Origin of the sequence: Amycolatopsis sp. NPDC051372, from assembly GCF_040682095.1 — a bacterium.
Lineage (GTDB): Bacteria > Actinomycetota > Actinomycetes > Mycobacteriales > Pseudonocardiaceae > Amycolatopsis.
The window spans coordinates 96,951-116,057 of sequence record NZ_JBFBAF010000024.1 but is presented as its reverse complement, the minus strand read 5'-3'; the positions used below and the strand labels follow the sequence as shown (position 1 = coordinate 116,057).

The following is a 19,107-nucleotide window of genomic DNA, read 5'->3' as shown; positions in this document are numbered from 1 at the left end:
CTACCATGGACCCGAGTTCGCGGTGCAGCGGTGCTCACTTCTCAAGCGACTCGACGCACAGTGGGCGAATGACCGGAAATCCCCACGCCCAGGCGGAAGTCGACCATGTCGCAACCGTCCACCTGAGACTCGGGTGAGTTTTGCCGCCGGGCGGAAAAATCACTCTAACGGAGGTCCGCATCTGCGGAATGTTCCTGCATATAGACGTGCAAATGCGGGAGCACGGCCCGGATGTACGACATCAGGACTTGTCCGCGCGCGAGAGGAGTAGCAGGCTCGCCTGTGAGGCCGATCACGATCGACCTTGGCCGTTCCCGAACCGGCCCGCCGGCCCTACCCGGGTCAGGCGGGCATTTGCTCTTGGAGGCCTTTGATGCGCATCACCGTCACCGTCGACGGCACGAAGTACACCGATGAGGTGGAGCCCCGCACACTTCTTGTCCATTACCTGCGGGAACGCGTCGGGAAGGTGGGCACGGTCGTCGGCTGCGACACGAGCAACTGCGGCGCGTGCACCGTCCACCTCGACGGTCACAGCGTGAAGTCCTGCTCCGTGCTCGCCGTCCAGGCCGACGGCAGCGAGGTCACCACCGTCGAAGGGCTCGCCCGCGACGGGCGGCTCCACCCCGTGCAGCAGGCGTTCCGCGACAACCACGCCCTGCAGTGCGGCTTCTGCACGCCCGGCATGATCATGGCGTCGATCGACCTGCTGGCCGACAATCCCGATCCCGACGAGAAGGCGGTGCGCGAAGGTCTCGAGGGGAACCTCTGCCGCTGCACCGGTTACCAGAACATCGTGCGCGCCGTCCGCGACGCCGCGCAGCACATGAGCCCGGGCGCCGGACCCGAGGCCGAACAGATCAAGCACGTCGGCGTGGGTGGTGAGTGATGACCGCGACCATCGAGCCCGAGGTCGGAAAGGCCCGGCTCCGCAAAGAGGACGAGCGGCTGATCACCGGCCGTACGCGCTGGACCGACAACATCACGCTGCCGGGCATGCTGCACCTCGCCGTGCTGCGCAGCCCCATGGCGCACGCGAAGATCACGTCGCTGGACGTTTCGGCGGCCAAGGACGCACCAGGCGTCGTCGCGGTCTACACCGCGAGGGACCTGGACCCGGACGGGTCGATCGGCATGCCGTGCGCGTGGCCGATCACCCCCGACATGAAGTCGCCGCGCCGCCCGGTGCTGGCGGACGGCCAGGTCAACTTCGCCGGTGAAGGCATCGCCGTGGTCGTGGCGCGCAGCGCCGGTGAAGCCCACGACGCGCTCGAAGCCATCGAGGTCGAGTACGACGAGCTGCCCGTGGTGCTCGACATGGAGGCCGCGCTCGCCGAGGGCGCGCCGCTCGTGCACGAGGACCTGGGCACCAACAAGAACGCGCTGTGGATCTTCGACTCGGCCGAGGCGGGCACCGGCGGCAACGTCGAGGACGCCATCGCGTCGTCGGAGATCGTGGTCAAGCGCCGCTTCCGCCAGCAGCGGCTCATTCCCGCGTTCATGGAGCCGCGGGCGTGTGTCGTCGACCCGACGAGCGCGCAGATGACGATGTGGTCGGCCACGCAGATCCCGCACATCCTGCGAGTGATGACGGCGCTGACGCTGGGGCTGCCGGAGCACAAGGTGCGCGTGATCGCGCCCGACGTCGGCGGCGGCTTCGGCGGCAAGATCGCCGTGCTGCCCGAAGAGATGATGACGGTCCTGGTGGCCAACAAGCTCGGAAAACCGGTGAAGTGGAACGAATCGCGTTCCGAGTCGATCCTCACCGCCCACCACGGCCGCGACCAGATCCAGGACATCACGATCTCCGCGAACGCCGACGGCACGGTCACCGGCCTGAAGGTCGAGCTGATCGCGAACCTGGGTGCCTACAACGGGCTCGTCGGCCCGGGCGTGCCGATCCTCGGCGCGTTCATGTTCAACGCGATCTACAAGTTCCCCGCCTACCACTTCGCTTGCACCAACGTGTTCACCACGACCACGCTCACCGACGCCTACCGCGGCGCCGGGCGGCCGGAGGCGACGTTCGCGGTCGAGCGGATCATGGACGAGCTCGCCGACGAGCTCGGCATGGATCCGATGGAGCTGCGCGAGAAGAACTGGATCAAGCACGAGGAGTTCCCGTTCACCACCGTGGCGGGCCTGACCTACGACTCGGGCAACTACGAGGCCGCCACCGCGAAGGCCAAGGAGCTGTTCGACTACGACGGGCTGCGGCGCGAGCAGCAGCAGCGCCGCGATTCGGGTGACCCGGTGCAGCTCGGCATCGGCATCTCCACGTTCACGGAGATGTGCGGCCTGGCGCCGTCGCGGGTGCTCGGCTCGCTGGACTACGGGGCCGGTGGCTGGGAGTACGCGCAGCTGCGGGTGCTGCCCACGGGAAAGATCGAGGTGACCACCGGAGCCTCGGCCCACGGTCAGGGGCACGAGACGGCGTGGAGCCAGATCGTGGCCGACCAGCTGGGCGTGCCCTTCGAGGACGTCGAGGTGCTGCACGGCGATACGCAGTCGTCCCACAAGGGCATGGACACCTACGGCTCGCGTTCTCTCACCGTCGGTGGCGTCGCCGTCGTGAAGGCGGCCGAGAAGGTCGTGGCGAAGGCGAAGCCGATCGCCGCACACATGCTCGAATGCGCCGAGGACGACCTGGATTTCGCGAACGGCAAGTTCACGGTCAAGGGCACGGACTCGTCGACGACGATCCAGGACGTCGCCTTGGCTGTGTTCGCGGCCCACGACCTGCCCGACGGCATCGAGCCCTCGCTCGACTCCGACGCGACGTTCGACCCGGAGAACTTCTCCTTCCCGCACGGCACGCACCTGTGCGCCGCCGAGGTGGACACGGAGACGGGCCGGATCAAGCTGCGTTCGTATGTGTGCGTGGATGACGTCGGCGTGGTCGTGAACCCGCTGATCGTCGACGGCCAGGTGCACGGCGGGCTCGCGCAGGGCATCGCGCAGGCGCTGTTCGAGGAGGCTGTGCACGACGAGAGCGGCACGCTCACCACGGGTACGTTCGCCGACTACCTGCTGCCCTCGGCGGCCGACCTGCCCTCGTTCACGACGGCGCGCACCGAGACGCCGTCGACCACGAACCCGCTGGGCGCCAAGGGCGTCGGCGAGGCGGGCACGATCGCCTCGACGCCGGCGGTGGTCAACGCGGTGGTCGACGCCGTGCGCCACTTCGGCGTGAACGACATCGAAATGCCGCTGACGCCGATGCGCGTGTGGCACGCCATCCAGCACGGAACCACGGCAGCCGGGGGACCCGGCTCGGAGGCCGGCGGCGGCCTCGGTTCGATCGACGCCTCCGGAGGTGCCCAGTGATCCCGGCCCCGTTCGAGTACGTGGCTCCGTCCAGTGTGGACGAAGCCGTGCAGGCGCTCGCGGCGGCGGGCGAGGACGCGAAGGTGCTGGCGGGCGGGCAGAGCCTGCTGCCGGTGCTGCGGATGCGCCTCGCCGCCCCGACCACGCTGGTGGATCTGCGCAATATCGCCGAGATGCGCGGCGTGCGCGAGGACGGCGACGCCATCGTGATCGGCGCGATGACCACGCATTACGACGTGCAGCGCGATGCGCTGGTCGCCGAGCACGCGGCGCTGGCCAAGGAGGCGACCGACACGGTGGCCGATCCGCAGGTGCGCCACCGCGGCACGTTCGGCGGCTCACTCGCACACGCCGATCCGGCGGGCGACCTGCCCGCTGTGGCGGTGGCGCTCGACGGCTCGTTGGTGATCGCCGGGCCGAGCGGCCGGCGCACGGTGGGCGCGGAGGAGTTCTTCCAGGACTTCTTCACCACCGCGCTGGCACCCGACGAGCTGCTCGTGGAGGTTCGCCTGCCCAAACACACCGGCTGGCGCGCGCACTACGAGAAGTTCAACCGCGTCGCGCAGGCGTGGTCGATGGTCGCGGTCGCGGCCACCGTCCGCACCGAGGGCGGCGTGATCGAGGAAGCCCGCGTGGCGCTCACGAACATGGGCTCGACGCCCGTGCGGGCCGTCGCCGTGGAGCAAGCGTTGGTGGGCGCTTCGGCGAACGCCGACGTGATCCGCGCGGCCGCCGCGCACGCCGCCGACGGCACGAACCCGGCAGCGGACGGCAACTCCGACGTCGAGTACCGGCAGCACCTCGCGCGGGTGCTCACGGGCCGTGCCCTGACGGCTGCTGTCGGAGCCTGATGTCCACGAGGCCCACCTTTCGACCGCCGACGGTCGTAAGGTGGGCCTCATCGGCTTCGGCCGAGACCGGCTTTGACGAAGGAGAGGAGGTCGGCCCGTGCGGCTCGACCACGAATTCACCGTCCCCGCGCCTCTTGAGGAGGTCTGGCAGGCCGTCATCGACCCCGAGCGCGTCGCCCCGTGCATGCCGGGGGCGTCGCTCACGAAGGTGGAGGGCGACTCCTTCACGGGCACGGTGAAGGTCAAGCTGGGCCCGATCTCCCTGCTGTACAAGGGCTCCGGCGAGTTTCTCGAAAAGGACGAAGCGGCCAAGAAGGTCGTCATCAAGGCCTCCGGCAAGGATTCCCGCGGCGGCGGCACCGCCGCGGCGACCGTGACGGTGACCCTCAGCTCCGTCGACGGCGGCACCCACGGCGCGGTGGCCAGCGACATCGCGATCACGGGCCGCCCGGCGCAATTCGGGCGCGGCCTGATCTCGGAGGTGGGCGGCAAACTGCTGGACACCTTCGCCGGCAACCTGGCCGACTCGCTGGGCACTTCCGGTGCTGCGGCCGCCGGCTCTTCCGCGGCTGCCGGCTCGGGCTCGGGCTCGGTCACGACCGCTCCGGCCGCTGCCCCGGCCGCCGAGGCCGCCGCAGCCGCCGCGACGAGCGACCTCGCGGAACAATCCGCCGCCGACACCGCCGAGGCCACGTCGCCGAAACCCCAGCTCCGTAGCGTCCCTTCCGGCAGCTCGACCGGCGAAACCGAGGCCATCGACCTCCTGGACTACGCAGGCAAGTCCGTGGCCAAACGCCTCATCCCGGTCGCCGCGGGCGCCGCTGTGCTGTTCGTGGTCTTCATGATCGTCCGGGCCCTGCGCCGCCGCTGACCCGACCGGGCCTGCTCTGCGCCCTACCCCGGCCCGGCCCGGCCCGGCCCGGGAGACAAAACCCCCGCCCTCCCAAAGGGGGCGTCGGGCAAAGTCGTTGTGGTGTTTTGGGGCCGGATTCCGAGCAGGGTGAGTGGGCGGGTGGTGTCTCGCGTCATGTGGCGTAGTGCGGGCGGCGATGTTGGTGTGTCCGGCTTGGCGGAGTGCGCGGGTGGTGAGGTTGCGGAGGCTGGCCACGATGCGGGGTGTGGTGCCGGTGCGGGCTCGGGATTGGTCCTCTGTGTAGGTGACGTCGCGGACTCAGTGGAGTTAGGTGCGGGCAAGTCTCTCTCAGACGATCATGGGACCTAGGCACTCACATGATCAACTGGAGCCGTGCACGCCCTGCCTCAGGTCGAAAGACTTTGCCGGAACCCCGCCCTCCCTGGGGGGCGTGCCCATGTCCATTCTATCGGCCCACCCCGACAGAACCTGCCGAAAGCTGCGCGGAGCGCCTGGTTGTCCACAACTCGGTTCGGCTGTGGACAACCAGAGGCAGCGGGCTCGCGAGCTCGACCGAGCGGTCGGATCCAGGTCGGCTGAGCAGCCGGACTCGGCACGGCTCCTCGGCCGGAACCGGCACGGCGGAGCAGCGAGAAGCGGGAGTATGCAGCCAGGCGCGAGCCGGCGTCGGCGAGGCACCCGGCGTGGCGCCCGGGCAAGCAGTCAGACGTAAGCGCTCGCGAGCCGAGCCCACCCAGCCGAGCTGAGCGGCCCAGCCGAGCCGAGCCCACCCGAGCCGAGCCGAGCCCACCCAGCCGAGCTGAGCGGCCCAGCCGAGCCGAGCCCAGCCGACCACCGCCTGACCTGACCCGGGAATTGCCCACCCGCTCTACTCCCGCCATGTCCGCAGGGCAGAGGACGTCCGAGAATTCCCCCGGTCCGGCGACGGCGGAGGGTTGACCGGCTACTCTGGGCCACCTCGTCGGCCGAAGGGGCGTCACGATGCTGGGAGCGGGTCCCCGGAGCGTCCGGGGTGCGCTGGCGGCGTGGCGGGAGTGGGGCGGCCTGCCGTCGCGGTGGGGGATGTGGGTGGTGGCGCGGCGGAGGTGGATCGCGTACGCCGTGGTCTGTGAGCTCGCCGCAGTGATGGCCGTGGTGGTCGGGTTCGCGACCGACTTCGGGGGCACAGTCCAGCTCGGGTGGTTCGCGACGCTGGTCGTGCTGGGCGTCGCGCAGGCTGAGATGTCGCGCAGGATCGAGCGGCTGCGGCGGTGGATGAGCGGCCAGACGCACATCAACGTCACCTCCGTCTGGTACCTCGCGGGCGCCTTCCTGTTGCCGCCCGCGTGGGTGGCGTTGCTGGCGCTCGTCCTCTACCTGCACCTGTGGCTGAGGGTCTGGCGCAGCGTGCGCACGCGGCCCGCGCACCGGTTCCTCGCCAGCACGGCGTGGGCGATGCTCAGCTGCTTCGCGGCGTCCTCCGTGCTCACCATCGACCACCTCAACGACGCGACCCTCAACACGTGGCACGGCATGCTCGCCCTCGTCGCGGCGGCGGCCGTGTTCGAGGTGGTCAACATGGCGATGGTCGCCGCCGGGATCTACCTCTACACGGGCAGCCGCCAGGCCACGGACCTCGTCGGCACGTGGGAGGACAACGCGTTCGAGATCGCCACGCTGTGCCTCGGCGGCCTCGCCGCGCTCGCCCTCGTGGCGCAGCCCGTGCTCGTCGTCTTCGTGGTGGCGCCGCTGCTTCTGCTACACCGCTACCTGCTGCTCAAGCAGCAACTGCAGGTCGCCGCCGTCACGGACGAGAAGACCGGACTGCTCAACACCGCCGGGTGGCACGACCTGGCCACGCGCGAGTTCACCCGGGCCCGAAGGCGAGGCCCGGGCAGTGAGTTCGCCGTCCTGATGATCGACCTCGACCACTTCAAGCGCATCAACGACACCTACGGCCACCTCGCCGGCGATGAGGTCCTCGCCGCCGTCGCCGTGGCGATCGAGGACGCCGTGCGCCAGAGCGACACTGTCGGGCGCTTCGGGGGCGAGGAGTTCGTGGTGCTGCTGCCGGCCACCGGCGGCACGCCCGTGCTCGCCATCGCCGAGCGCGTGCGCGTCGCGGTGGGGGAGCTGAGTGTGGTGGTCGGCGGGACCGTGCAGGTCAGCGGCCTGTCGGTGTCCGTCGGCGTCGCCGGGTACCCCGACGCGGGTGACACGCTCGACCAGGTGCTGCGCTCGGCCGACGCCGCCCTTTACCGAGCCAAGGACGCGGGGCGCAACCGCGTCGCCGTGTGAGTCACCGCTCGAAATACGCGCTCTGCCGAGTTGTTGAACGTTGTATGAGTGCGGATCACGAGACCGACGTCGTGGTGATCGGGGCGGGGCAGGCGGGGCTGTCGGCGGCGTACCACCTGCGCCGCGCGGGCCTCGCCAACGAGAGCGGCTTCGTGGTCCTCGACCATGGCAAACGGCCCGGCGGCGCGTGGCAGTACCGCTGGCCTTCACTGGTCGTCGGCAAGGTCCACGGCATCCACGACCTGCCCGGCATGGCCTTCGGCACGCCCGACACGACCAAGCCCGCCAGCGAGGTCGTGTCCGAGTACTTCGGCCGCTTCGAGAAGACCTTCGACCTACCGGTGCACCGCCCGGTCGACGTCACGGCCGTGCGCAAAACCGGCGACCGCCTGCTGGTCGAGACCCCCGCCGAGACGTGGGCCGCGCGCGCCGTGGTGAGCGCGACGGGCACGTGGGACCGCCCGTTCTGGCCGCACTACCCGGGGCAGGAGACGTTCGCCGGCCGCCAGCTGCACACCGCCGACTACACCGGCGCCGAGGAGTTTCGCGGCCGCCGCGTGGTCGTGGTCGGCGGCGGTACTTCGGCTGTGCAGCTGCTGATGGAGATCGGGCCCGTCGCGAGGTCGACGACCTGGGTCACCCGCCGTCCGCCGATTTGGCACGACCAGGACTTCAGCGAAGACTGGGGCCGCCAGGCCGTCGCGAAGGTGGAGCGGCGAGTGCGGGAAGGGCTGCCGCCGCAGAGCGTCGTGAGCGTCACCGACCTCGCCGTGACGCCCGAGGTGCGGGCCGCGGAGGCCGCCGGGTACCTCGATCGCAAGCCGATGTTCGACCACCTCGTGCCCGAAGGCGTCGTCTGGGCCGATGGCACCTTCGAACCCGCGGACCTGATCCTCTGGGCCACCGGCTTCCGCGCCTCGATCGACCACCTCGCGCCCCTGCACCTGCGCGCGCCCGGCGGCGGCATCCGCCTGGACGGCACGCGCGTGGTCGCCGAACCGCGCCTGCACCTCGTGGGCTACGGGCCTTCGGCCAGCACCGTCGGCGCCAACCGTGCCGGGCGCGCCGCCGTGCAGGAGATCCGCCGGTACCTCGGCCTCTGAGCTCGACAACTCCATACGGCGTAAAGTATCGTCGGCTCCAATCGCTTACAACGTAAAGAGATGGGGGCCGGCATGGTCACGCTGCCCGGCGGAACCACGATCGATGTCGAGGTGCACGGCGACGGACCTGCGTTGCTGCTGCCTGTGAACCCGCGCCCGCTGGACGGTGAGCGGGCCGAGTCCGTACGCCAGTGGGGCGGCGACCCCGCGCTGGGCCGCTCGCTCATCGACGGTCTCGCGGGCTTCCGCGTGATCGCCTTCGACTACGAGGGCCACACCCTCGCGCATCCGCGCCCGGAAACCCTTACACCGGAGGAAATCTCGGCCGACCTGCTGGCGATCGCGTCGGCCGTGAACGCCGAAAGCTTCGCCTGCTACGGCTACTCCTGGCTCGCCCTCGCCGGACTTCAGCTCGCCCTGCGCACCGACCGCCTCACCGCCCTGGTGATGGGCGGCTACCCGCCCCTCGACGGCCCGTACGACGCGATGCTCGCCGTCACCCGGGCGACGCACGCGATGCCCCGCACCGAAGGCGGCGACGCGATACCGGGCGATTGGGACTCCGTCGACTTCACGATGTCCACGGCGCAGACCCGCCAGTTCGTCACGCTTTACGAGGTACTGCAAGGCTTCGACGACCACGCCGTTCACCTGACGTGTCCCCGCCTGTGCTTCGCGGGCACCGAAGACCGCATCGCCTACGGCGAACGCTGGGGTGGCGTCACGGTCGACATCGCGGGTCCCCTCGTCGCGAACCGCGCTGCCCTCGAAGAGGACGGGTGGACGGTCGAGCTCCTCGAAGGTCTCGACCACATGAGCGCCATGCAGGCCAAGGTCGTGCTCCCGATCCTGCGTCCCTGGCTCGACGAGCACGTGGCGTAGATCAAGAAAATAGACAGCCAAGGCTGATCAGCATAGGCTGTCTATCGTGAACGAACAGAGCTCTCCCGACGTCGTGGCCCAGCGGCTGCGGATCCTCGTCGGCCGGTTGCGGCGGCGGATGCAGGACGCGTCGTCCGTGCGTGGACTGAGTGCGCCGCAGGCGTCGGCGCTGGCGCGGCTGGCGATTTCCGAACCGTCGTCGGCCAGTCAGCTGGCTGGTGCGGAGCGGGTCCGGCCGCAGTCGATGGCCAAGACGGTCGCGGCGCTGCACGAGCAGGGTCTGATCCGGCGCGAGGCCGACGCCGACGACGCGCGACGCCAGCTGCTCTTCCTGACCGACGAGGGGCGAGCCGTCGCCCAAGGGGCCCGCGCCAGCCGGGAAGAATGGCTGGCCAACGCGTTCGAGCAGCGCTTCACCGAGGCCGAGCGCCAGGTCCTGGACCAGGCACTGACCTTGCTGGAGCGCGTGGTCGAAGAATGAGCGCGCCCGTGAAGCCGCGCGAGCGGTTCGGCGCGAGCGACGGGTTCAACCGCAAGCTCATCGCGCCACTCGTCTCCGGCGCGATCCTAAACCCGATCAACTCCACGATCGTCTCGGTCGCGCTGGTGCCGATCGGCGTCGCGTTCGGCGCGCCACCCTCGCAGACGGCGTGGCTGATCTCCGCGCTGTACCTCGCGACGGCGGTCGGCCAGCCCGTGGTCGGGCGCCTGATCGACATCTACGGTCCGCGCCGGCTGTTCCTCCCCGCGGCGGCGCTGGTCGGGCTCGCGGGCGTGATCGGCGCGCTGGCCCCGAACCTGGCGGTACTGATCGTCGCCCGCGTGATCCTCGGCTTCGGCACCTGCGCCGGTTACCCCGCGGCGATGCGGTTGATCCGCGACGAGGGCCGCCGCACGGGCAAGGACAGCCCCGCCGGCGTGCTCACCATCCTGGCGATCGCGACGCAGACCATCGCCGTGATCGGCCCGCCGCTGGGCGGGCTGCTGATCGGCCTCGGCGGCTGGCGCACCACGCTGGCGGTCAACATCCCCATCGCGGTAGTGGCGTTCGTGCTCGGTTGGCTGCGCTTCCCGCACGACGAACGCGCCCCGGGCAAGCTGAACCTCGACTTTCCCGGCATGGCCTTGTTCGCGACGACGCTGGTCGCGCTGCTGCTGTTCCTGATGAACCCGCACGCCGGCTCGTGGTACCTGCTCGTGATCACCGTGCTCGCCGCGGCGGCCTTCACAGTGCACGAGTTGCGCCACCCCCGCCCCTTCATCGACCTGCGAGTGCTCGGCGGCAACGTCCCGCTGCTGCTCACGTACGGCCGCGCCCTGCTCGCGTACGTCGTGTCCTACAGCTTCATCTACGGCTTCACCCAGTGGCTCGAGGACGGCCGTGGTTTGTCGGCGAGCACCGCGGGCCTGGTCACGCTGCCGATGTTCGCCGCCGGCATCGTCGTCTCGGCGATCACCGGACGCCGGCAAGGCTTGCGCGGCAAGCTGTTCGTCGCCGCGGTCGCACAGCTCGTCGCGTGTGTGCTGCTGCTGACCATGGTGCCGGTCAGTCCGTTGTGGACGATCGTCGGGATCGTGCTGATCTTCGGTATCCCGCAGGGGCTCAACAGCCTCGCGCTCCAGAACGCGGTGTACCGGCAGGCGAACCCCGACGACGTCGGCGCGTCCGCGGGCCTGCTGCGCACCTTCGGCTATCTCGGCGCCATCGTCTCCTCCGCAGCCCAAGGCGGCTTCTACGGCCAACGAGCCGACACCGGCGGCCTCCATCACCTGGCGTGGTTCCTCGTGATCGCGAGCGTCGTCTTCCTACTCGTCAACGTCCTGGACCGGACGCCGGCGCGATCCACCCTCTCCGAAAGGCACCCGGAAATGACCGAACAGCTCGACCCGGCCCGCACCGCCCTGCTCGTCATGGACTACCAGGCCGGCATCGTGAGCCGCGTCGCCGACGACCAGGCGCTGGTCGATCGCGTCGGCACCGCGATCTCCGACGTCCGCGCCCACGGCGGGCACGTCGGCTGGGTCCGCGTCGGCTTCGACGACGCCGAGTTCGACGCCATCCCGTCCACCAGCGTGTTCGCCCGCATGGTGGCGCCCGAAAGCCGCGCGGTGATGCACGCCGACGCCCCGGCCACCCAGATCGACGAGCGGCTCAGCCCGCAGCCGCAGGACGTCTCGGTGCGCAAGGTCCGCGTCGGCGCGTTCACCACCACCGACCTCGACACCCAGCTGCGCGAGCGCGACGTCGACACCCTCGTGCTGGCCGGCATCAGCACCAGCGGCGTGGTGCTCAGTACCGTGCGCGAGGCGATGGACCGCGACTACCGGATCCTCGTGCTCGACGACGCCAGCGCCGACCCGGAGCCCGGCACCCACGAGTTCCTCACCGGCCGGATCTTCCCGAAGTTCGCCACCGTGCTCGACGTCGATGCGCTGGCGAAGCTCTGGGCCTAGCGGCTCAGGTAGCGGACCTGCCCGGGCTTCGCGGCGTCGAAGTCCGGTCGGCCCGCGAGGTGCTCGGGCACCCCGACCTCCCACCACGCGCCGGCTTCCGTCCACGCCGCGGGCAGCGTGCGCACCACGACCACCGCGGGCCGGCTCTCGGCGACGGCGGCCACGCGCGCCTTGGCGTACGCGTCCCGGAGGTCATCGACGGACGTGGCCTTGAAAGCGAGGCAGCCCAGCGATTCCGCGTGGCGCGCGAAGTCCACGCGCGGCGGCTCGGTGTGGGAGGTGCGGCAGTCGGCGTAGAAGTTGTTGAACGGCTTGCCGCCCTGGCCCTGTTGCAGGCGCGCGATCACGGCGTACCCGTCGTTGTCGCAGACCACGGCGACGAGCGGGTGGCCCGCGAAGGCGGCGGAGAACAGGTCGGAGTTGAGCATCAGGTACGAGCCGTCGCCCAGCAGGGTCGTCACGAGGCCGCTGTCGTGGGCCATCGCGGCGCCCCACGCGCCGGAGAGCTCGTAACCCATGCACGAGAAGCCGTACTCCACGTCCATGCTCACCTCGCCGGACCCGCGCCAGCCGCCGATCAGCTCACCGGGCAGCCCGCCTGAGGCGGTCATCACGTAGTCGCGCGGCTCGGACAGGTCGTTGACCACGCCGACGACCTGCGCGTAGCTGGGGATCTCCGAGGCAGCGGAACGCAAGGAGCCGATGTGCGCGTCCCACTTGACGCGTTCCTCGGCGGCCTGGGCAGTCCACTGTGGATCGACGCGCCAGCTTTCCAGCTGTGCGGCCAGATCGTCGAGCCCGGCGTAGGCGTCGCCCACGACGGCCAGCGCGCCGTGCTTCACCGCGTCGAACGCGGCCGCGTTGAGCGTGACCAGCCGCATGTCCGGCGAGAACACGGTCCACGACGCGGTGGTGAAGTCCTGCAGCCGGGTGCCGACGGCGAACACCACGTCGGCGGTCGCGGCCACGGCGTTCGCCGAAGACGACCCGGTGACGCCCAGCGGCCCCGCGTACAGCGGATGCGCGTGCGGCACCAGCGTCCGCCCCGCCGTGGTCTCCGTGACGGGAATCCCGTGGCGCTCGGCGAAGTCCAGCGCACGGCGGCCCGCACCCGAGTAGCGCACGCCGCCACCCAGCACCAGCAGCGGGCGCCGGGCCGCGCGCAGCACGCCGGCCGCCTCGGTGGCCGCGCGCCGGTCCGGGCGCGGGCGCGGCAGCCGGTGCGTCACGGGCTCGAACAGCGATGGCGGGAAGTCGAACGTCTCGGCCTGCACGTCCTGCGGCAGCGCCAGCGTCACCGGCCCGCAGTCGGCCGGGTCGGTGAGCACGCGCGCGACCTGCGGCAACGTCGCGAGGAGCTGCTCCGGACGCGTAATCCGGTCGAAGTAGCGGCTCACGGCGCGGAAGGCGTCGTTCACCGTCGCCGTGCCGTCGTGGAAGGGCTCGATCTGCTGCAGCACCGGGTCGGGCGCGCGGCTGACGAACGTGTCGCCTGGCAGCAGCAGCACCGGCAGCCGGTTGGCGTGCGCGACCCCCGCGGCCGTCACCATGTTGAGCGCGCCCGGCCCGATCGACGACGTCACCACGCCGACCTGCCGCCGTTGCGTCGCCTTCGCGTAGCCGATCGCCGCGAGCGCCATGCCCTGCTCGGTGTGCCCGCGCCAGACGGGGATCTCGTCACGGTGCTCTTCGAGCGCGGTGCCGAGGCCGAGGACGTTGCCGTGTCCGAAGATCGCGAAGACGCCTGGAAACAGCGGCACCTCGCGCCCGTCGAGCGTCTCGGACCGCTGTGCGAGCAGCCAGCGCACCAACGCCTGCGCCGTCGTCAGCTTCATCGCCGGATTCGCCCTTCGTAATCGGTGACGGGACACCGAGGGTCCTGCTGCTGCGTGGCCCAGGTGTCGCGGACCCAGCCGTGCGCGGGGTCGTCGCAGAACGCCATCGAACGCTCCTCGGCGGGCCCGGCCAGCACGTTCAGGTAGTACATCGGGTAACCCGGTGCGGCGACGCACGGGCCGTGGTAGCCGCGCGGGATGAGGAAGACGTCTCCGTCGCGCACCGCCACGTCTTCGTCGAGCGAACCGTCGGCCGTGTAGGTGCGGTGCAGGCCGAAGCCCTCACGGGACGGCGTGATCCCGTCGCGCCCGGCGATGCGGAAGTAGTAGATCTCCTCGTTCACGACCTCGCACTCGCTGGCCTCGTCGTGCTTGTGCGGCGGGTAGGAGGACCAGTTGCCGTCCGGGGTGATCAGCTCGCACGCGTTGAGCTTGTCCGCGTGGTCCCAGACGCCGGGCACACCGAAGTTGGTGACCTGCCTGCTCGCCTGGCTCGACCCGCGCACCTCCACGGGCACGTCCTCGGCCGGGCCGTACATCGGGTCCAGCCGGCGCTCGCAGCGGGCCATCGGCAGCGCGACCTCGGCGCCGGTGGGTGAGGTCAGCTCGACCTCGGCGTCGCGCGGCACGTAGACGAAGTCCGTGACGCGCGAGAACACCGAATCGCGGCCTTCGAGCTCGAACTCCTCGTCGTCCACGCGCACAGTGAGCGAGCCGGACAGCGGCAGCACGAACGCCTCGAACTCGCCCGTCTCGATCATCCGGGGCAGCCGGCGGCCGACCTTGAGGACCCGCAGGCCGGTGTGTGACCAGCCGGCTCCTTCGGGCGTCAGCAGAATCGGGTCGGAGTCGTCGGCCAGTGTCCCGTGTGGACGGTGCAATGCGCTCACTTCGCGGCCTCCAGGATCTTCGCGGCAGCTGCCACGGCGGACCCGACGTCGCCGTCGGGCGGGTAGAGCAGGGTACGGCCCACGACGAGCCCGCGCACCACGTCGTGCCGCAGCGTGCGGCCCCACGACGCCAAGTCGGCGACGGGGTCGCCGGACGGCACCCCGCCCAGGATCACCACCGGCAGCGTCGTGGCGCCGAGCACGGCGGTGTCGTCGGTCGACGGCAGCTTGAGCCAGGTGTGCGCCGACGTCACGCCGATGCCCGAGGCCACCGTGACGGCCCGGGCCAGCGCCGCGGCGTCCTTCTGCAGCACCAGCCGGCCTTCGGCACGGGCGTAGGGCAGGGGCTCGACCATGGCGACGAGGCCGTAGGAAGCGAGCTCTGTGACGGCGTCGGCGCAGGCTTGCAGGGTCGGGACCGTGCCGGGGTCGTCGTCGACGAGCCGCAGCAGCATCTTGCCTCCGTCGAGCCGGGAGTCGACGAGCGACGCGGCGTGGTAGCCGGTGAAGCGGTCGTCGATCTCCCAGTCGGCGCCGGCCAGGCCACCGCGGTTCATCGAGCCGATCACGACCTTGTCGTGCAGCGCGTCGAGCAGCAGCAGCTCCTCGACGACGTCGGGGGTGGCGAGCAGCCCGTCGACGGCCGGGTTGGCCAGCGCCACCAGCAGCCGTTCGAGCAGCGACCGGCGGTCGGCCATGGCGAGTGGGTCGCCGCCCACGCCCAGCGCGCCGCGGGCCGGGTGGTCGGCGGCGACGAGGAACAAGGTTCCCTTGTCCGACAACAGGTTCTCGCGCCGCCGCCGCGACGCGTACGCCCGCCGCACCGCGCCCGGGTCGGTGGCCCGCACGCGCAGCAGCTCGCTCCAGCGTTCGTCGGTCAGCAACGGCGTCACAGCAGCTCCTCGATTTCGGTGGCCGTCGGCATCGCGTCGGCGCACGCGAGCCGCGACGCGACCAGCGCGCCGGCCGCGTTCGCGTACTCCGCGAGGCGCACCGGCTCCCAGCCCGACAGCAGCCCGTGCACGAGGGCACCGCCGAAGCCGTCGCCCGCGCCGAGGCCGCACACCACCTCGACGCGCTGCGGCTTCACCGTCGCCCGGCCTTCGGGGGTCGCGACGAGCACGCCTTCCGCGCCCTTCTTGATCACCGCGAGCCGCACGCCACGGGCGAGCATCTGGTCCGCGGCCTCCTCCGGGTCCGCCGTGCCCACGGCCACCTCGACTTCCGCGCGGTTGCCGACGGCCACCGTCACGTGGTCGAGCATCCAGCCGATCTCCTTGCGCGCGGTCTCGACGTCCGGCCAGAACATCGGCCGGTAGTCGAGGTCGACCACGGTGTGCTGCCGCCGGCCGCGCGCCTCGAGGATCTTGCGCTGCGTCGTGCGCGCCGGCTCCGTGGAGACGCCCGTGCCCGTGACCCACAGCAGCGGGACCTCGCGGACGACGTCCCACGGCACGTCGGCGTCGGCCAACGTGAGATCGGGCGCGATGGGGGAGCGGTAGAACAGCAGCGGTGGGTCGGCCGGCGGGTTCAGCTCGCAGAACACCACCGGCGTCTGCAGCTCCGGCGAGGTGCCGACGTGGTCCGGTGCGACGCCGAAGCGCGTGAGCGCCTTGCGCACGTAGTCGCCGAACCCGTCGGGCCCCACCTTCGTGAGCACGGCGGTGCGGCGGCCGAGCCGCGCGGCGGCGACCGCGACGTTGGTCGCGGTGCCGCCGAGCGACTTGGCGAACGTGGTGACCTCGGCCAGCGGCACGCCGCTCTGCTCGGGGTAGAGGTCCACCCCGACCCGGCCGACGGTCAGCGCCTCGAGATTCACGTCTCCACCGCGCGCAGCTCGTGTTCCAGGGCCTCCAGTTCGGCACCGCCCGCCATCTGCCGCGTGAGCTCCGAGATGCCGATCTCGGACTTCTCGTACGAGCCGAGTGCGGCACCCCGCTTGAGCAGCAGGAACCGGTCGGCCACCGGGTAGGCGTGGTGCGGGTTGTGCGTGATCAGCACAACGCCGAGGCCGCGGTCGCGCGCCTGCGCCACGTACTTGAGCACCACGCCGGCCTGCTTCACACCGAGGGCCGCGGTGGGCTCGTCGAGGATCAGCACCTTCGCGCCGAAGTGCACGGCCCGCGCGATGGCCACGCACTGGCGTTCGCCACCGGACAGCGTGCCCACGGGCTGCTCGACGTCTCGCAGGTCGATGCCCATGTCGGCCAGCGCCTGTTTGGTGGTCTCGCGGCCCTTCTTCCGGTTGAGCATCCGGAACGGCCCGACCCCGACCGTCGGCTCGGAGCCGAGGAAGAAGTTGCGCCAGACACTCATCAGCGGCACCACGGCGAGGTCCTGGTACACCGTGGCGATGCCGAGATCGAGCGCCTCGCGCGGCGAGGTGAACTGCACGGGCTCGCCCTCGACCAGGAACTCGCCGCGGTCGTGCTGGTGCACGCCCGCGAGGATCTTGATGAGCGTGGACTTGCCGGCGCCGTTGTCGCCGAGCACGCAGGTGACCTCGCCCGCGTTGACCACTGTGGACACATCACGCAGCGCCACGACGCTGCCGTACATCTTGCCGACGTCCTTGACTTCGATCAGGGGAGCGTTCATCGCCGGACCCTTTCCGCGCGTCGCCGGAAGGCGTTGTTGACCAGGACCGCGGCCAGCAGCATGATCCCGAGGAACAGCATGAACCAGTCGCTGTCCCACCCGGCGAACACGATGCCCTGGCGCGCCATGCCGAAGATCAGGGCGCCGATCGCCGCGCCCACGGCCGAGCCGTACCCGCCGGTGAGCAGGCAGCCGCCGATCACCGCGGCGATGATGTACTGGAACTCCAGCCCGATGCCCTGGTTGGCCTGCACGCTGGCGAACCGCAGGATGTTGATCGAGCCGACGAGCCACGCCGCGAGCGCCGTACCCATGAACAGCAGGATCTTCGTGCGCACCACCGGTACGCCGACCGCGCGCGAGCTGGCCGCCGAGCCGCCGACGGCGAAGATCCAGTTGCCGAACCGCGTGCGCGACAGCAGCCACGCGGCCACCGCCGTCACCCCGATCCACCACACGATGGAGATCTGGAACGGCGTGCCCCCGATGTCCACCGTGGAGGCGAACACGAACCCGGCCGAGGCGTAGCCGTCGGTCGAGCGCATGCCCGAGACCTGCACGGTGCCGGTGACCAGCCGCGTCACGCCGAGGTTGAGGCCCTGCAGCGCCAGGAACGTGCCGAGGGTGACGATGAAGCTCGGCAGGCCCGTTTTCATCACGAGCCAGCCGTTGAACGCACCGACGAGCAGCGCGAACACCAGCGACACGAGCAGTGCGAGCCAGACGTTCCAGCCCGCCTGCGTCGCGAGGATGGCCGTGACCAGTGAAGTCGACGCCGTCATCACGCCGGCCGACAGGTCGAACTCGCCGCCGATCATCAGCAGGGAGACGGCCACGGCCATGATGCCGAGCGTCGCCGCGTCGTCGAGCCAGGTGGCCGCACCGCTGGCGCTGAAGAACTTCTCGGTGACCAGGCTGAAGAACAGGAACACAACAGCGGCACCGAGCAGAGCGCCGATCTCCGGCCGGACGACCAGCCGGTCCATGAGCGTCGGTTTCACGAGGCGTTCGTCGAGCGTGGTGGTGGTCATCGGGTGCCCCTTTGCACGTACTGGCCGACCTTGTCCACAGTGGATTTGTCGACCAGGTCGGGGCCGGTGAGCACCGGCTTGCCGCCGCCGACGATGTTCGCGTTGTCGCGGTAGAGCTTGAGGAACATGACCGGCAGGTAGCCCTGCTCGTACTGCTGCTGGTCGACGGCGAAGAGCACGTCGCCCGACTTGATGGCGGCCACCACGTCGGAGTTCAGGTCGAACGTGCCGACCTGCGCCTTCGAGCCCACCGACTTGATCGCGCTCACGGCCCGGGCGGCGACCTGCGAGTTCAGGGTCAGCACGGCGTCGATCGACGGGTCGGTCTGCACGGCGCCGCGGATGCGCGACTCGGCGTCGGTGGGGTTGGAGATGTCCACCTGCAGCGTCTGCACGTCGCCGCCGAAGCCGGCCTTGGCGCCGTCACACCGTTGCGCCTGGCCGATGTTGCCGGCTTCGTGGATCACGCAGAGCAGCTTCTTCTTGCCGAGGTCCTTGAACTTCTTGCCGGCTTCCTGGCCCGCGATGGACTCGTTCTGGCCCACGTGGGTGAGCGCGCCGTAAGCCGCGCTCTTGTCCTCACCGGAGTTGATGGTGATGACCGGGATGCCGGCCCGCACCGCCGCCTCGATCGAGGGCTGCAGGGCTTCGGGGTTGGCCATCGAGACGACCAGGCCCCCGATCTGCTGGGCGACGGCGTTGTCGATCAGCTTGGCCTGCGCTCCCGGGTCACCATCGGAGGCGTACTCGACCTGCACCCCCAGATCCTTGCCCGCCTGCTCGGCGCCGTTCTTGACCACGTTCCAGAACGCGTCGCCCGCGGTGCCGTGGGTGATCACGGCGACCTTGAGCGGCCCGGACTCGACCGGGGCCGCGGCGGGGGCTGTGGCCTTCGGCTCGGCCGCGGGCCCGGTGCACGCCGACAGCAGCATGCCGGTGGCCAGCAGCCCCGCCACGACCCGGGCGGCCCTTGAGCGCGGTTTCG

The 19,107-nt window shown here is 70.7% G+C and carries 16 protein-coding genes; 9 read left to right on the top strand and 7 right to left on the bottom strand.

The features are described 5' to 3' along the window. Positions 1–373: 373 nt before the first annotated feature. From AB0M56_RS32355 to AB0M56_RS32315, 9 genes are all read left to right on the top strand, one after another. Positions 374–889 (top strand): (2Fe-2S)-binding protein, encoded by a 516-nt coding sequence (locus tag AB0M56_RS32355; RefSeq protein WP_364183053.1) that lies wholly within the window; start codon positions 374–376, stop codon positions 887–889. Continuing rightward, positions 889–3,327 (top strand): molybdopterin cofactor-binding domain-containing protein, encoded by a 2,439-nt coding sequence (locus AB0M56_RS32350; protein WP_364183050.1) that lies wholly within the window; start codon positions 889–891, stop codon positions 3,325–3,327. The genes AB0M56_RS32355 and AB0M56_RS32350 overlap by 1 nt, the downstream gene beginning before the upstream one ends. After that, positions 3,324–4,178, top strand: a complete 855-nt coding sequence (locus AB0M56_RS32345; protein ID WP_364183047.1) for a xanthine dehydrogenase family protein subunit M — start codon at positions 3,324–3,326, stop codon at positions 4,176–4,178. The genes AB0M56_RS32350 and AB0M56_RS32345 overlap by 4 nt, the downstream gene beginning before the upstream one ends. A gap of 97 nt (positions 4,179–4,275) precedes the next feature. Then, the gene (locus AB0M56_RS32340; RefSeq protein WP_364183044.1) at positions 4,276–5,049 is read left to right on the top strand and encodes an SRPBCC domain-containing protein; all 774 of its coding nucleotides are present in this window, start codon (positions 4,276–4,278) and stop codon (positions 5,047–5,049) included. 984 nt (positions 5,050–6,033) lie between these two features. Beyond that, a complete protein-coding gene (locus AB0M56_RS32335) occupies positions 6,034–7,329 on the top strand; it encodes a GGDEF domain-containing protein (protein WP_364183041.1) in 1,296 nt (431 codons plus the stop codon). A gap of 44 nt (positions 7,330–7,373) precedes the next feature. Further along, positions 7,374–8,432, top strand: a complete 1,059-nt coding sequence (locus AB0M56_RS32330) for an NAD(P)-binding domain-containing protein (protein ID WP_364183038.1) — start codon at positions 7,374–7,376, stop codon at positions 8,430–8,432. Positions 8,433–8,492: 60 nt separating this feature from the next. Beyond that, complete coding sequence (locus tag AB0M56_RS32325; protein ID WP_364183035.1) at positions 8,493–9,314, top strand: alpha/beta hydrolase; 822 nt, start codon at positions 8,493–8,495, stop codon at positions 9,312–9,314. Positions 9,315–9,360: 46 nt separating this feature from the next. Continuing rightward, positions 9,361–9,795 carry a MarR family transcriptional regulator gene (locus AB0M56_RS32320; RefSeq protein WP_364183032.1) on the top strand — a complete coding sequence of 145 codons (435 nt, stop codon included), beginning with the start codon at positions 9,361–9,363 and terminating at the stop codon, positions 9,793–9,795. Further along, positions 9,792–11,768 carry an MFS transporter gene (locus AB0M56_RS32315; protein ID WP_364183030.1) on the top strand — a complete coding sequence of 659 codons (1,977 nt, stop codon included), beginning with the start codon at positions 9,792–9,794 and terminating at the stop codon, positions 11,766–11,768. The genes AB0M56_RS32320 and AB0M56_RS32315 overlap by 4 nt, the downstream gene beginning before the upstream one ends. On the opposite strand, the gene iolD is transcribed toward AB0M56_RS32315, so the two are convergent. Genes iolD through AB0M56_RS32280 form a run of 7 tightly spaced genes read right to left on the bottom strand, consistent with a single transcriptional unit; the run spans position 11,765 to position 19,054 of the window. Further along, positions 11,765–13,603 (bottom strand): 3D-(3,5/4)-trihydroxycyclohexane-1,2-dione acylhydrolase (decyclizing), encoded by a 1,839-nt coding sequence (gene iolD / locus AB0M56_RS32310; protein ID WP_364183027.1) that lies wholly within the window; start codon positions 13,601–13,603, stop codon positions 11,765–11,767. The genes AB0M56_RS32315 and iolD overlap by 4 nt on opposite strands. Continuing rightward, positions 13,600–14,493, bottom strand: coding sequence for a 5-deoxy-glucuronate isomerase (gene iolB, locus AB0M56_RS32305; protein ID WP_364183024.1), 894 nt, complete (start codon positions 14,491–14,493; stop codon positions 13,600–13,602). Before iolB ends, iolD begins: the two co-directional genes overlap by 4 nt. Beyond that, the gene (locus tag AB0M56_RS32300) at positions 14,490–15,386 is read right to left on the bottom strand and encodes an aldolase (RefSeq protein WP_364183021.1); all 897 of its coding nucleotides are present in this window, start codon (positions 15,384–15,386) and stop codon (positions 14,490–14,492) included. Before AB0M56_RS32300 ends, iolB begins: the two co-directional genes overlap by 4 nt. Further along, the gene (gene iolC, locus AB0M56_RS32295) at positions 15,383–16,312 is read right to left on the bottom strand and encodes a 5-dehydro-2-deoxygluconokinase (protein WP_364183018.1); all 930 of its coding nucleotides are present in this window, start codon (positions 16,310–16,312) and stop codon (positions 15,383–15,385) included. The genes AB0M56_RS32300 and iolC overlap by 4 nt, the downstream gene beginning before the upstream one ends. Continuing rightward, positions 16,309–17,091, bottom strand: a complete 783-nt coding sequence (locus tag AB0M56_RS32290; protein WP_364183015.1) for an ATP-binding cassette domain-containing protein — start codon at positions 17,089–17,091, stop codon at positions 16,309–16,311. Before AB0M56_RS32290 ends, iolC begins: the two co-directional genes overlap by 4 nt. Beyond that, positions 17,088–18,122 carry an ABC transporter permease gene (locus AB0M56_RS32285; RefSeq protein ID WP_364183012.1) on the bottom strand — a complete coding sequence of 345 codons (1,035 nt, stop codon included), beginning with the start codon at positions 18,120–18,122 and terminating at the stop codon, positions 17,088–17,090. Before AB0M56_RS32285 ends, AB0M56_RS32290 begins: the two co-directional genes overlap by 4 nt. Then, positions 18,119–19,054, bottom strand: a complete 936-nt coding sequence (locus tag AB0M56_RS32280; RefSeq protein ID WP_364183181.1) for a substrate-binding domain-containing protein — start codon at positions 19,052–19,054, stop codon at positions 18,119–18,121. Before AB0M56_RS32280 ends, AB0M56_RS32285 begins: the two co-directional genes overlap by 4 nt. Between the last annotated feature and the right edge of the window lie 53 nt (positions 19,055–19,107).

Coding starts and splice junctions, on each gene's coding strand:
- iolD (WP_364183027.1), bottom strand. CDS start 13,603: ATGAAGCTGACGACGGCGCAGGCGTTGGTGCGCTGGCTGCTCGCACAG.
- AB0M56_RS32355 (WP_364183053.1), top strand. CDS start 374: ATGCGCATCACCGTCACCGTCGACGGCACGAAGTACACCGATGAGGTG.
- AB0M56_RS32330 (WP_364183038.1), top strand. CDS start 7,374: ATGAGTGCGGATCACGAGACCGACGTCGTGGTGATCGGGGCGGGGCAG.
- AB0M56_RS32325 (WP_364183035.1), top strand. CDS start 8,493: ATGGGGGCCGGCATGGTCACGCTGCCCGGCGGAACCACGATCGATGTC.
- AB0M56_RS32350 (WP_364183050.1), top strand. CDS start 889: ATGACCGCGACCATCGAGCCCGAGGTCGGAAAGGCCCGGCTCCGCAAA.
- AB0M56_RS32285 (WP_364183012.1), bottom strand. CDS start 18,122: ATGACCACCACCACGCTCGACGAACGCCTCGTGAAACCGACGCTCATG.
- AB0M56_RS32290 (WP_364183015.1), bottom strand. CDS start 17,091: ATGAACGCTCCCCTGATCGAAGTCAAGGACGTCGGCAAGATGTACGGC.
- AB0M56_RS32280 (WP_364183181.1), bottom strand. CDS start 19,054: ATGCTGCTGTCGGCGTGCACCGGGCCCGCGGCCGAGCCGAAGGCCACA.
- AB0M56_RS32335 (WP_364183041.1), top strand. CDS start 6,034: ATGCTGGGAGCGGGTCCCCGGAGCGTCCGGGGTGCGCTGGCGGCGTGG.
- AB0M56_RS32315 (WP_364183030.1), top strand. CDS start 9,792: ATGAGCGCGCCCGTGAAGCCGCGCGAGCGGTTCGGCGCGAGCGACGGG.